This is a genomic window from Microbispora sp. GKU 823, from assembly GCF_002027145.1.
In the GTDB taxonomy this organism is placed as follows: Bacteria; Actinomycetota; Actinomycetes; order Streptosporangiales; family Streptosporangiaceae; genus Microbispora; species Microbispora siamensis.
Genome location: NZ_MWJN01000050.1, coordinates 1 through 12,071, shown reverse-complemented (window position 1 = coordinate 12,071; position 12,071 = coordinate 1). Strand labels below are relative to the sequence as shown.

The 12,071-nt window shown below is 70.4% G+C and carries 12 protein-coding genes, 1 pseudogene and 1 riboswitch; of the genes and pseudogenes, 5 read left to right on the top strand and 8 right to left on the bottom strand.

All coding sequences use genetic code 11. The features are described 5' to 3' along the window. Nucleotides 1-9: 9 nt before the first annotated feature. A riboswitch (cyclic di-AMP (ydaO/yuaA leader) is annotated at nt 10-155 on the bottom strand. A gap of 337 nt (nt 156-492) precedes the next feature. Next, entirely contained in the window at nt 493-1,149 is a 657-nt protein-coding gene (gene uppS, locus B1L11_RS24805; protein WP_218671280.1) for a polyprenyl diphosphate synthase, read from the top strand. Beyond that, nucleotides 1,146-2,627, top strand: a complete 1,482-nt coding sequence (locus tag B1L11_RS24800; RefSeq protein ID WP_079316710.1) for an oxygenase MpaB family protein — start codon at nt 1,146-1,148, stop codon at nt 2,625-2,627. The genes uppS and B1L11_RS24800 overlap by 4 nt, the downstream gene beginning before the upstream one ends. Before the next feature lie 45 nt (nt 2,628-2,672). Here B1L11_RS24800 and B1L11_RS54145 read toward each other — a convergent pair whose 3' ends face one another. The 8 genes and pseudogenes from B1L11_RS54145 to B1L11_RS24765 form a co-directional block, all read right to left on the bottom strand. After that, the gene (locus B1L11_RS54145; protein ID WP_306291704.1) at nt 2,673-2,825 is read right to left on the bottom strand and encodes a hypothetical protein; all 153 of its coding nucleotides are present in this window, start codon (nt 2,823-2,825) and stop codon (nt 2,673-2,675) included. Nucleotides 2,826-2,938: 113 nt separating this feature from the next. Next, a pseudogene (locus B1L11_RS54140) lies at nt 2,939-3,094 on the bottom strand (hydroxylase); the annotation flags it as partial. Nucleotides 3,095-3,864: 770 nt separating this feature from the next. Next, the gene (gene dmpG, locus B1L11_RS24790; RefSeq protein WP_079316709.1) at nt 3,865-4,887 is read right to left on the bottom strand and encodes a 4-hydroxy-2-oxovalerate aldolase; all 1,023 of its coding nucleotides are present in this window, start codon (nt 4,885-4,887) and stop codon (nt 3,865-3,867) included. An 11-nt stretch (nt 4,888-4,898) separates the two neighbouring features. After that, nucleotides 4,899-5,807 (bottom strand): acetaldehyde dehydrogenase (acetylating), encoded by a 909-nt coding sequence (locus B1L11_RS24785; RefSeq protein ID WP_079316708.1) that lies wholly within the window; start codon nt 5,805-5,807, stop codon nt 4,899-4,901. 19 nt (nt 5,808-5,826) lie between these two features. Continuing rightward, nucleotides 5,827-6,615 (bottom strand): 2-keto-4-pentenoate hydratase, encoded by a 789-nt coding sequence (locus tag B1L11_RS24780; protein WP_079316707.1) that lies wholly within the window; start codon nt 6,613-6,615, stop codon nt 5,827-5,829. A 105-nt stretch (nt 6,616-6,720) separates the two neighbouring features. After that, complete coding sequence (locus tag B1L11_RS54135; protein ID WP_306291703.1) at nt 6,721-7,803, bottom strand: ferredoxin--NADP reductase; 1,083 nt, start codon at nt 7,801-7,803, stop codon at nt 6,721-6,723. Next, the gene (locus B1L11_RS24770) at nt 7,800-9,473 is read right to left on the bottom strand and encodes an FAD-binding protein (RefSeq protein WP_079316705.1); all 1,674 of its coding nucleotides are present in this window, start codon (nt 9,471-9,473) and stop codon (nt 7,800-7,802) included. The genes B1L11_RS54135 and B1L11_RS24770 overlap by 4 nt, the downstream gene beginning before the upstream one ends. After that, entirely contained in the window at nt 9,470-10,336 is an 867-nt protein-coding gene (locus B1L11_RS24765; protein ID WP_079316704.1) for an alpha/beta fold hydrolase, read from the bottom strand. The genes B1L11_RS24770 and B1L11_RS24765 overlap by 4 nt, the downstream gene beginning before the upstream one ends. A gap of 232 nt (nt 10,337-10,568) precedes the next feature. Here B1L11_RS24765 and B1L11_RS24760 point away from each other — a divergent pair, with 232 nt between their 5' ends. The 3 genes from B1L11_RS24760 to B1L11_RS24750 all read left to right on the top strand — a co-directional run. Further along, nucleotides 10,569-11,141 (top strand): flavin reductase family protein, encoded by a 573-nt coding sequence (locus B1L11_RS24760; RefSeq protein ID WP_079316703.1) that lies wholly within the window; start codon nt 10,569-10,571, stop codon nt 11,139-11,141. A gap of 62 nt (nt 11,142-11,203) precedes the next feature. Next, nucleotides 11,204-11,584 carry a VOC family protein gene (locus tag B1L11_RS24755; protein ID WP_079316744.1) on the top strand — a complete coding sequence of 127 codons (381 nt, stop codon included), beginning with the start codon at nt 11,204-11,206 and terminating at the stop codon, nt 11,582-11,584. Nucleotides 11,585-11,696: 112 nt separating this feature from the next. Further along, on the top strand, nt 11,697-12,071 hold a 375-nt coding region (locus tag B1L11_RS24750), incomplete at its 3' end, for a hypothetical protein (RefSeq protein WP_218671278.1).

The following is a 12,071-nucleotide window of genomic DNA, read 5'->3' as shown; positions in this document are numbered from 1 at the left end:
GGGGTTGACTCCTTGCTTCCATGCCGCCTACCGGGTTAGCTGACGGGTTCGGGCAGGAAGTGCCCTACGGGCGCATCTGGGGGCCTGCGCGCCGATTCACCCCGAAGAGAGTGGGTCCCCGGCTCCACATGACGCGGATTCGGCGGCCGCGCGGTCATCGCGCGGTCCGGGCAACGACACGGCAAGGGTTACGACGGCGGAAGTCGGTCGGTTACCCATTCCGTGTGCCCTAAAGGTACACACACCACCAGAATGGTGTAAACAGGATAAAACACGTCTTTACCTGGCTCGACACCGGCCCGGGCCGCCCCGCCGGACAAGCGGGGGCCGCGATTACCAACAATCGGTGTTCACCGCGTCACCTTCTGTGAAAGAGTCCCTCTCCGGAGGGATTCGACGAGTGACTTCGGTAGGGCGGGTGGGGTGAGAGGCATCCCTCGTCACGTCGCCTGTGTCATGGACGGGAACGGCCGGTGGGCCGCGTAGCGGTCGATGCCCCGCACCGCGGGGCATCGGGCGGCCGAGGCCGCCGTGATCGACGTCATCGAGGCGGCCCACACGGCCGGCGTCGAGTGGCTGAGCCTGTACGCCTTCTCCACCGAGAACTGGCGGCGGCCGGCCGCCGAGGTCGACGTCCTGCTGCGGCTGGTGCGGCGCGCCATCCGGAAACACGCCCTGGCACTGCACACACGCGGGATCCGCTGCCGGTTCCTCGGGGTCACCGATCCGCGGATCCCGCCCGCGCTGGCCAGGGACATCGCCGACCTCATGGCGCTGACCCGCGACAACCGGCGGATGACGTTGACGGTGGCGTTCGACCACGGCGGCCGCCGCGACATCGTCGAGGCCGCCCGGTCGCTGATCCGCGACGGGGTGCCGCCCGAGCAGGTCACCGAGGAGAGTTTCGCCCGCCGGCTGCCCCACCCCGACATGCCGGAGGTGGACCTGGTCATCCGCACCTCCGGAGAACAGCGGATCTCCAACTTCATGCTCTGGCAGGTGGCCTACGCCGAATGGGTCTTTCCCCCGGTGCTGTGGCCCGACTTCCGGGCCGAGCACTTCTGGGAATGCCTGGAGGTCTACCGACGGCGCGACCGCCGGTTCGGCGGCGTACAGGCACCGGCTCCTACAGGAAAGGGATGTCGATGAGCGACGCAGCAGCAGCCGGAACCGACGCCGATCCGCTCGGTCCTGGATCGATGCTCTACCGGTTGACCCGGCAGGCACGCTGGGGGCTGGTGGCGACCCGGGCCATCGTCCTGGAGGCGGCGCACCCGCAGATCGGCGCCGCGCTGATCACCAACTCGACCTTCGTCGCGCACCCCTGGCGGCGGCTGCGCAACACCGTGCTCAGCTCACAGCGGATGGTCGACCCCGACGCGCGGATCCGGCAGCGGGAGGCGGCTCGGCTCAACCGCCTGCACGCCCGCATCACCGGCACCGACGCCGAGGGCCGCCCGTTCAACGCCGCGGATTCCGAGGCGCGTGCCTGGGTGGTGGCGACGCTCTTCGAGTCCACGGTCACGATGTGCCGGCTGAGCGGCGAGTCCGTCGACGGCCCCACCTTGGACCGGCTGTACGCCGAGTTCCAGGCGTTCCTCGCCCTGATGGACCCCTACGGGGGCAAGCTTCCGCCCACGGTGCGGGAGTTCTGGCGCTACTACGCGTCCGTGGTCGAGGAGCGACTGGAGAACACCGAAGCGGTCCACGTCGTCCTCGACCGCCTGTTCGCGCAGGTGCCCGCTCCCCCGCTGCTCCGCGACCGGCCGGCCGTGTGGGCCGCGGGCAGGGCGCTCGCCGGTCCTGCGGCCACCGCCATCATCGTGGCGTCGCTGCCCGAGTCGCTCCGCGCGCGCCTGGGGCTCGCCGAGTTGCCGGGCACGCGCACGCTGATGCACGCCGCCTACCTGTCCACGCGGCTTGCGACCCGGGTGCTGCCGGAGGCGTGGACGCGGCTCGACACGGTCATGACCATGCTCGACCCCGCGTACGTGCCGCAGCGGAACGGCGACTCGTCGGCCGGGCTGCCCCTGCTGGACGGGCTTCCTGTGCTGGACGGGCTCCGCCGGGGCGCGGCGAAGGCGGGGGCGCTCCTGCGCCTCCTCACGCCCGATCCGGAGACGGCGGCCGACGGCGACTCGGCGGTGCGCTCCGCCTCGCGGTTCTTCTCCGAGGTCCTGGACCAGACCGGCGACGGCCACCTCGACTGGCCCGACCTCGCCGCGATGGCCCGGGAGATCGCCACCCGTCTCGACCTGGACGCCCAGGACGAGGACCGCCTGTTCGCCGCCTTCGCCGACTGGTGGCGCGAGCTGCAGAAAGAGCTGGACACCGACGGCGACGGACGCATCACCGGCCACGAGTACGCCGCGGCCGCCGCCGCCATGGCCGGCTCCGCCCTCATCAGGATCGCCGAGGTCCTGTTCGACGTCACCGACACGGACGACGACCAGGTCATCGACGCGCGGGAGTACCAGGCTCTCTTCCGCACCGCGTTCGACCACGACCCGGGCGGCGGCGACGCCGGCGAGCGGCTGACCCGGGGCGAGTTCGTCCGCCGGTTCCTGGGCTTCATGGCGGGTCGCCGGCACTCCGGCGTCTACGACCGGATGTTCGCCCAGTCCTGACGGCATCGCCTCCGGCAGGCTCGCCGGCGCAGGCCGGCTCAGGCGCTAGATCATTGAGCGCATCGGCCCGTGCGGCGGCTCGATGCCGAGCTGCGTCAGCGCGGAGACGTGGAAGACCGAGCCGGGCACGTGGATCGCGTGGGCCAGCCCGACGTGGGCGTCCCGCCAGAAGCGCTGGATCGGGTTGTCCACGCGCATCGCGTTGCCGCCCGACCGCGCCACGATCTCGTCCATCGCCCGCACCGCGCGCAGGCCGCCTGGACCTGGGTGCGGCGGCCCACGGCCCGCTCGTCGAAGGTCACCTCGCGGCCGGAGGCCACGATGTCGTACATCCGCGAGGCGTTGTCGAGCAGGGCCGCCCGCGCCGCCGCGATCTCGGCCGCCGCCTCGCTGATCGCATACAGGACGTACGGGTCGTCCTTGATCCTGGTGCCGGTGATCTGCACGCGGCCCTTCTGGTACGCCATGTGCTGCGCGAGCGCGCCCTCGGCGATCCCGATGACCGAGGCGGTGATGCCGAGCGGGAACGCCGCGGAGAACGGCAGGTGGTACAGCGGGTTGGTCAGCCCCGCCTCCCTGGCCTGGCTGCCGTCCACGACCTTGTTGTACGGAATGACGCGGTAGTCGGGGACGAACGCGTCCTTGACGATGATGTCCTTGCTGCCGGTGCCGCGCAGGCCGACGACGTTCCAGGAGTCCTCGACGATCTCGTAGTCGGACCGGGGCAGGATGAGGTGCAGCGAGGCCGGCGGCTGGGCCATCTTGCCTTCGGCGTCGCCGAGCATGCCGCCGAGGAAGATCCAGTCGCAGTGGTCGGTGCCCGAGGAGAACTGCCAGCGGCCGTTGAAGATGTAGCCCCCGTCGACCGGCCGGGCGATGCCCATCGGCGCGTACGGCGAGGCGATCCAGGTGTCCTGGTTCTCGCCCCAGATCTCCTGCTGCACGCGGGGGTCGGCGAACGCCATCTCCCAGGGGTGCACGCCCACGACGCCCGCCACCCAGCCGGTCGATCCGTCGAGGCTGGCCAGCTTCATGATCGTCTCGGCGTAGTCGCGCGGGTGGAACTCGAAGCCGCCGTGGGTCTTCGGCTGGAGCATCCGGATGACGCCCGCCTCCCGCAGCACCTTGGCCGCCTGGTCGTCCAGCCGGCACAGCGCCTCGTTGGAGGGGCCGAGCGCGCTGATCTCGTCGGCCCGCTGTGTGATCGCTTCGAGTACCGGGTTGGCCATGGCTTTTCTCACTTCTTCGCCGCGAGGGCGACTGCGATTTCGATGAGCTGGTCTTCCTGTCCGCCGATGAGCTTGCGGCGGCCGGCCTCCATGAGGATCTCGGCGCCGGACACGCCGTACTTCCTCGCCTGACGGTCGGCGTGCTTGAGGAAGCTGGAGTAGACGCCCGCGTAGCCCATGGTCAGGGTCAGCCGGTCGAGCAGGCACTCGCCGTCCATGATCGGACGGACCACGTCCTCCGCGGCGTCGATGATCTTGAGGGTGTCGATGCCGGTGCGGATGCCGATCTTGTCGCTGACGGCGGCGAAGGCCTCCAGCGGCGTGTTGCCGGCGCCCGCGCCGAACCGCCGCACCGACCCGTCGATCTGCTTCGCCCCTGCCCGTACGGCGAGGATCGAGTTGGCCACCCCGAGCCCCAGGTTCTCGTGGCCGTGGAAGCCGACCTGGGCGTCGTCCCCCAGTTCGGCCACGAGCGCGGCGATCCGGTCGCTCGTCTGCTCCATGATCAGCGCCCCGGCCGAGTCGACGACGTACACGCACTGGCAGCCGGCGTCGGCCATGATCCGGGCCTGCTCGGCCAGGACCTCCGGCGGCCGGCTGTGCGACATCATCAGAAACCCGACCGTCTCCAGGCCGAGCTCCCTGGCCAGGCCGAAGTGCTGGATCGAGACGTCGGCCTCGGTGCAGTGGGTGGCGATCCTGCAGATGCTCGCGCCGTTGTCGGCGGCCTCGCGGATGTCGTCCTTGACGCCGACCCCGGGCAGCATCAGGAACGCGATCTTCGCGCGCTTGGCCGTGGCCACCGCCGCCTTGATCAGCTCCTGCTCGGGGGTGTGGCTGAATCCGTAGTTGAACGACGAGCCGCCGAGGCCGTCGCCGTGCGTCACCTCGATGACCGGCACGCCCGCGTCGTCCAGCGCGGCCACGATCGGCCGTACGTGCTCGACGGTGAACTGGTGCTGCTTGGCGTGCGAGCCGTCCCGCAGACACGAGTCGGTGACCCTGATGTCGAGGTCGGCGCTGTAGGGCATGGTCGATCTCCTTATGCGTGGATGCGCTGCGCGAAGCCCTCGCCGACCTTGGTGGCGGCGGCCGTCATGATGTCGAGGTTGCCGGAGTAGGGCGGCAGGAAGTCGCCCGCGCCCTCGACCTCGACGAACACGGCGACGCGGGCGAGCCCGCCGCTGACCGCCGTCGGGTCGTCGAACTGTGGCTCATGGAATTGGGGCTCGGTCCGCAGCCGGTATCCGGGCACGTACGACGCGACCTCGGCGGCGACCTGCTTGATCGAGGCCGCGACGGCGTCCCGGTCGGCGTCGACGGGGATCGAGCAGAAGATCGTGTCCTGCATGAGCATCGGCGGCTCGGCCGGGTTGAGGATGATGATGGCCTTGCCCTTCGCGGCGCCGCCGATCGTCTCGATGCCGCGCGCGGTCGTCCTGGTGAACTCGTCGATGTTGGCGCGGGTGCCGGGACCGGCCGACGGAGAGGCCACGCTGGCCACGATCTCCGCGTACGCGACCTCGGTGACCCGCGAGACGGCGTGGACGATCGGGATCGTCGCCTGGCCGCCGCAGGTGATCAGGCTGACGTTGGGAGCGTCGAGGTGGGCGCCGAGGTTGACGGCGGGAACCACGGCGGGCCCGAGCGCGGCCGGGGTCAGGTCGACCGCCTGGATGCCCAGCTCGCGGTATTTCGGGGCGTTATCCCTGTGCACGTACGCCGAGGTCGCCTCGAAGACGATGTCGGGCCGCTCGTCCTGCGCCAGGAGCCAGTCCACGCCCTCGGCCGAGGTGATCAGCCCCCGGTCGGCGGCCCGCTTCAGCCCGGGGCTGTCGGGGTCGACGCCGATCATCCAGCGCGGCTCGATGTGCGCCGAGCGCAGCAGCTTGTACATCAGGTCGGTCCCGATGTTGCCCGAGCCGACGATCGCGGCGGTCGCTCTGGTCATGGAAGTCCTCTTATCCGGATTAGTCGAAGCGAGCGGACACGGAGCCGAGCCCGGCGAACTCGGCGCGGAAGACGTCGCCGGGGCGCACGTCCACGGCCCTGGTGCAGGACCCGGGGAGGATGACGTGCCCGGCCTCGAGCTCGACCCCGAACGAGGCGACCTTCCTGGCCAGCCAGGCCACGGCGGTGGTGGGATTCCCGAGCACCGCGCTGGTGTTACCCCTGGTGATCTCGGTGCTGTCACCGGCGTACAGCACGGCCTCGATGTCGGCCAGATCGAGGCCCTTCGGGCTCACCCGGGCGTCGCCGAGGATCACCCCGGCCGAGGACGCGTTGTCGGCGATGGTGTCGGCCAGGCGGATCCGCCAGTCCCTGATGCGGCTGTCGATCAGCTCGATGCTCGGCACGACGTACTCGGTCGCGGCGAGCACGTCCTCCTCGCTGCAGCCCTCGCCGGGCAGGCTCGCCCCGAGCACGTAGCCGATCTCCACCTCGATCCGGGGGTAGCAGTAGCGTCCCACCTCGATCGGCTCGTCCTGCGACAGCACCATCTCGTCGAGCAGGTGGCCGTAGTCGGGCTCGTCCACGCCCATCATGCGCTGCATCACCGGGGAGGACAGCCCCACCTTGTGCCCGTACACGCGGGCTCCGGCCGCCAGACGCCCGCGGATGTTCGCGAGCTGGATCTCGTAGGCGTCCACCACGTCGATGTCCGGGTAGGTGTCGGTCAGCGGCTCGATCGGCGCCCGGTCCCGCTCGGCCGCCCGCAGCCGCCCGGCCGCGTCCGCCCGCAGCGCCTCGTCCAGCATCGGGGTCCTCCCTCGTGTCCTACTGATGGTCAAAGGGTCGCGTCATGACCGCCGCCCCGCCCGCCGGTCTCCCGCTGAGTGGGAGCGGTGGAGATCTGCGCGAGGTCAGCCGTCGTAGGTGACCTTGAGCCGGTCGCTCAGCGGGATGGCCTGGCAGGCCAGGATCAGCCCGTCGGCGAGGTCCTGCCGGTCGAGCACCGTGTTGTGCTCCAGCTCGACCTCGCCCTCCAGCAGCACGCAGGCGCACGCGCTGCACGACCCCTCGCGGCAGGAGTACGGCGCGTCCAGACCGGCCTGCAGCAGCACGTCGAGCAGCTTGTTGCCTTTCGGCCAGGCCAGGGTCCGCGTCTCGCCGTCGAGTTCGACCTCGACCGTGCTCGCCGGGCCCGCCGAGTCGAGCACCACCCCTGTCTCCGCGAACGGGTCGGTGGTCAGCGACTCGAACTTCTCGACGTGGACGCGCTCGGGCGGCGTGCCGTGCCGGGTCAGGACGTCCACGGCCAGGTCCATGAACGGCCCGGGGCCGCACACGAACGCCTCCCGCCCGGCGTACGGCCGGGTCAGACCGGCCAGGCCGGCCGCGGTCGGCAGGCCCTGCACCGACTCCAGCCAGTGGATCACCGTCAGCCGGTCGCCGTGCTCGGCGGCCAGCGCGACCAGCTCGTCGCGGAAGATCACCGAGCTCTCGTCCCGGTTGGCGTAGACGAGCACGACCGAGCCGGTCCCGCCGCGCAGGCACGACTTGAGTATCGACATCACCGGCGTGACGCCGCTGCCGCCCGCGAGCAGCAGCAGGTCCTCGTCGAGCGAGGCGGGGGTGAAAAGCCCAGAGGGCCGCAGCACCTCCAGCACGTCGCCCTCCGCGACGTTGTCGCAGATCCAGTTGGACCCGTAGCCGCCCGGGGTGCGCTTCACCGTCACCTTGAGCTTGTCGTCGCACACCGGTGAACTGCTGAGCGAGTAGCAGCGCGCCGCGCCCTCGGGCCGCGTGGTGGGCACCCGGATCGTCAGGAACTGCCCGGGTCTGTAGGTGAGCCTGGCCGCGTCTCCCCCGGCGGGTTCCAGCACGAGCGAGTGGGCGTCGGCGGTTTCGCGGATCACCTCCACCACCCGCACCCTGAGCGGTCCCGGCTGCGTCGTCCCTTCCGCAGTCGCCTCTCCCGCAGTCGTCTCTGCCACTGCGGTCACGTCCTGGCCGTGCTCGTCGTACGCGCCCGCAGGGCCGCGTGCCGCGCGGCGATGTAGCCGAAGACGATGGACGGGCCGATCGTGGCCCCCGGGCCTGCGTACTCGTTGCCCATCACCGACGCCGAGGTGTTGCCCGTGGCGTACAGGCCCTCGATGGGCGCGCCGTCGGCCCGCAGCACCCGGCTGTGCTCGTCGCACACCAGGCCGCCCTTGGTGCCGAGGTCGCCGACCTCGAGCCGGAAGGCGTAGTACGGCGCCTTGTCGATCACGTCGATGTTGGGGTTCTTCAGCGTGGGGTCGCCGTAGTAGCGGTCGTAGGCGCTGTCGCCGCGGCCGAAGTCCAGGTCCTTGCCCGTGCGGGCGAAGCCGTTGAAGCGCGAGACGGTCTCGGCCAGCGCGTCCGCCGGGACGCCGATCTTCTCCGCCAGTTCGGCGATCGTGGCGGCCCGGAACGCGATGCCCTGGGCGTAGAACTCCTGGGGAATCGGCATGCCCGGCAGGATCTGGGCGAACGGATAACGCGCCCGCGCCTTGGCGTCCATCACGAACCAGGCCGGGACGTGGCCGCCGGCGAGCTGCTCGTGCACGAAGTTCACGTACGGCGCGGACTCGTTGGTGAACCGCCGCCCGTCCCGCGACACGATGACCGACGGCGGGATGCACCGCTCGGACACCAGCGGGATCGTCGCCCCCGCCGGATGCCGCACGGCCGGCATCCACCAGGCGTCGTCCATCAGGTCGAGGGCGGCGCCGACACGCTCGCCGGCGAGGATGCCGTCGCCTGTGTTCTCCCTGGCGCCCATGCCGAAGTCGGGCTTGGCGCCCTCCGGCAGATACCTCTCACGCAACTGCGGGTTGTGGTCGAAGCCGCCGGTCGCCAGCAGCACGCCGTACCGGCCGCGGACGCGGACCGTCCTGCCCTCGCGCTGGGCCACGATGCCGGTGACCATCCCGTTGTCGTCGGTGACGAGGTCCGTCATCGGGGTCTTCAGCCAGAGCGGGATGCCCGCGTCCTTGAGCGCCATCCGCAGCCGCGCGACCAGCGCGCGCCCGCCCGTGGCCATGTGGCGGCGGCGTATCACGTTGGACGACACCCGCCAGGCCGCGACGACCGAGGCCCAGCGGCCGCGCCAGGTGCGCCTGACCATGGCCAGGTCGTGGTAGTCCTTCGCGGTGATCCACAGGCCGAGCGGGCCCTTCATGCTGTTCGGCCGCTGGTACTTCTCGTCCTCGCCGAGCTTGCGGGTGTCGAACGGCAGGGCCTCGATCGACCGGCCGAGCGGCCGGCCGCCCTCGTACTCCGGGTGGTAGTCGGCGTAGCCCTTCACCCAGAAGAACCGCATCCACTTGCTCTTCTCGAGAAGTTCCATCGCCGCCGGGCCGTTGTCGACGTACGCGTCGAGCCGGGCGGCGGGGACGCGACCCTCGGTCAGCAGGTCGAGGTAGCGGCGGATCGACTCGCGGCTGTCGTCGTGCCCCCTGGCCCGCAAGGTGGGGTTGTTGGGAATCCAGATTCCGCCGCCGGAGATGCCGGTGCTTCCGCCGAACTTGGCACCCTTCTCGACCACGACGCACGACAGGCCGCTGTCGTGCGCGGTCAGCGCGGCGGCCATGCCTCCGCCTCCGCTGCCGACGATGACGAGGTCGAACTCCTCATCCCAGCCGGTCACCGCTCGTCCTTCCTGGTGAGGAAGGCCAGCACGACGCTCTCCCACGCGGCTTTCTGCTCGATCATCACCCAGTGGCCGCAGTTGGGGAACACGTGGACCTCGACCTCGGGGATCGTCCGCATCGGCAGGAGCGCCATGTCGACGGGGCTGACCCGGTCGTCGCGCCCCCAGGTGATCAGCGTCCTGGCCTTGAGCTTGTGCAGCATCGCCCAGTAGGGCGGGGCGTCCGACTTCGCGGCGGCCTTCTGACCGGCGGCGAAGGCGGCCTTGCCGTACATCCGCCGCGCGGCGGCGAGCGTCTCCGGCTCGGTGGCCAGCGCCCAGCGCTCCTCGATCAGCTCCTCGGTGACGAGGGCCGGGTCGTACACCATTGAGTGCAGCCACTGGATGAGCCGCTCGCGGGTGGGCTCCTCGGTGAACTCCATCAGGAGCTTGATGCCCTCACCCGGCGAGGGGCTGAAGATGTTGCGGCCCATGCCGCCGATGGTCACGAGGCGGCGGATCCGGTCGGGGTGGGCGAGCGCCACCTGGGTGCCCACGATCCCGCCCATCGAATTGCCGATCACGTCGACCTGCTGGAGCCCAAGGCCGTCGAGGAAGCGGATCACGGCGCCGTTCGCGGCCGCCATCGGATGCTGGTCGGTCGGGTCGCTGACCCCGAATCCGGGGAACTCCAGCACCAGGCAGCGGAAATGCTCGGCGAACGTCGCCAGGTTGCCGCGATAGTTACGCCAGCCGGTCACCCCGGGCCCCGATCCGTGCAGAAGCAGCAGCGGCGGGCCCTGTCCGGCCTCGTGGTAGCGCAGCACGCCCTGGTCGGTCGCGAGTTCCCGCAGGGTCGACTCGTAGGTCAGCTCCGTCATCGTCCGTCCCGAATCGCAGGAGTGTCGGATTCCGTGACGCTAACTGGACAGACGCCGCGAACAGGGTGATCATCCCGATGAGCGAGACCGGGGCGGGCGGGCCCGGTGACCTGCTCGGACCGTGACGCCGCCCGTGCACGGCTTCCATTGACCGGGATCCCCGTGCGATCCGCCCGAGAGGGGGTTTGTAAGTTCGTTACCTGAGGCACCGACACGCACGCGAGGTGAGTCCATGACCGCTGCACCCGCCGACCCCGAGTTCACCGAGGTGGCGCCGCCGACGCCGGCCGAGTTCCGGCGCGCGCTGGGCATGTTCGCGACCGGCGTGACCGTGGTCACGGGCCTCGACGACGGCGAACCGGTGGGCTTCGCCTGCCAGTCGTTCGCGTCGGTGTCCCTCGAACCGCCGCTGATCCTGTTCTGCGCCGACCACAAGGGCCGCGCCTGGCCGCGGATCAGGAAGTCGGGCCGCTTCTGCGTGAACGTCCTCGGTGAGGACCAGGTCGACATCTGCGGCCGGTTCGGCTCCAGCAAGGGAGCCAAGTTCGCGGGACTCGACTGGGACCTGTCGCGATGGGGCACCCCGGCGTTGCGGCAGGTGCTGCTGCGCGTCCACGGCGAGGTGCGCGACGTGCACGTCGCGGGCGACCACGACGTGATCATCGGCCACGTCCGCGAGCTCGAACCCGTCGACATCGAGCAGCGCCCGATGCTGTTCTTCCGCGGCCGGTTCGGAGTGGACCAGGACGACCAGGCCGCCGCCCTCGGCCCCAACCTGTGGGGCTGGGGCGACCACTGGGGCTGAGATCTCTTCGGGCGGATCATCACGCCCGCCGCGGCCCGATCAAGCTGTCCTAGGGTGTGGGCATGCATCGGAGCCGCGTCTACGCCATCCTCATCGACTCCCCTGAGGGCGAGGCCGCCGAGGCCGCGGCCTTCTGGTCAGCCGCACTCGGCGTCCCCACCCGGACCGACCCTCAGGAGCCGCAGTTCGTCTCGATGCACGAGGCGATTCCGGGGCTCACCGTCGCCGTACAGGCGATCGACGGCGCACCCCGATACCACCTGGACATCGAGACCGATGACGTCGAGGCCGAGACCGCACGACTGACCGCTCTCGGCGCCACACAGGTGGCGCGTTGGCTGGATTGCCACGTGCTGCGCGTACCCGGCGGCCAGCTGGTCTGCGTCCTCCCCGTGGCGAGCGACCCGGATGCCTTCGCCGCAACCGCCAGGACCTGGCCCTGACCTCGTCCTCGCCTCCCACCTGTAACTCCAGCTAATCGCGCCGTCAGGTTGCTCGATGACGTGCAGTGCTGGGAAAATTAATACAGGTTTTCGAATTCATCGAGGGGGTGTGATGGATCTGTTCGACCGTGATCCTGATCGTCCTCGTCATTCGAATAATGCCGACGGCGGCTGGTGGGATCAGCTGACGGCCGATTCCCCACTGTGGTCGTCCGAAGGTTCGCTCGCCCACGAGCATTTTCCGATCCTCGGCGACGCTGCCGGCAGCACCGACCACAGCATCGGCAGCGGCACCGACAGCGGGCTCACGGGCGGTGAGGACACCGGCGACGGCGCGCCCGGTGCCGGTCAGGGCCGGGCCCGGTCGTCGTGGGTGTTGGTGGGTTCGCTGCGGGAGTCGGCGCAGGAGCTGGCGCTGACTCCGCTTCCGGACGATGTGGACATCTGTCTGGCCGAGGCCGAGGAGTTGATGTTCGCCCGGGATCGG

What these genes read in the sequence shown, in the direction of transcription:
- B1L11_RS24800 (WP_079316710.1), top strand. Translation starts at nt 1,146, where the DNA reads ATGAGCGACGCAGCAGCAGCCGGAACCGACGCCGATCCGCTCGGTCCT.
- B1L11_RS24780 (WP_079316707.1), bottom strand. Translation starts at nt 6,615, where the DNA reads ATGCTGGACGAGGCGCTGCGGGCGGACGCGGCCGGGCGGCTGCGGGCG.
- B1L11_RS24760 (WP_079316703.1), top strand. Translation starts at nt 10,569, where the DNA reads ATGACCGCTGCACCCGCCGACCCCGAGTTCACCGAGGTGGCGCCGCCG.
- B1L11_RS24755 (WP_079316744.1), top strand. Translation starts at nt 11,204, where the DNA reads ATGCATCGGAGCCGCGTCTACGCCATCCTCATCGACTCCCCTGAGGGC.
- B1L11_RS54145 (WP_306291704.1), bottom strand. Translation starts at nt 2,825, where the DNA reads ATGCGCGTGGACAACCCGATCCAGCGCTTCTGGCGGGACGCCCACGTC.
- uppS (WP_218671280.1), top strand. Translation starts at nt 493, where the DNA reads ATGCCCCGCACCGCGGGGCATCGGGCGGCCGAGGCCGCCGTGATCGAC.
- B1L11_RS24765 (WP_079316704.1), bottom strand. Translation starts at nt 10,336, where the DNA reads ATGACGGAGCTGACCTACGAGTCGACCCTGCGGGAACTCGCGACCGAC.
- dmpG (WP_079316709.1), bottom strand. Translation starts at nt 4,887, where the DNA reads ATGCCCTACAGCGCCGACCTCGACATCAGGGTCACCGACTCGTGTCTG.
- B1L11_RS24785 (WP_079316708.1), bottom strand. Translation starts at nt 5,807, where the DNA reads ATGACCAGAGCGACCGCCGCGATCGTCGGCTCGGGCAACATCGGGACC.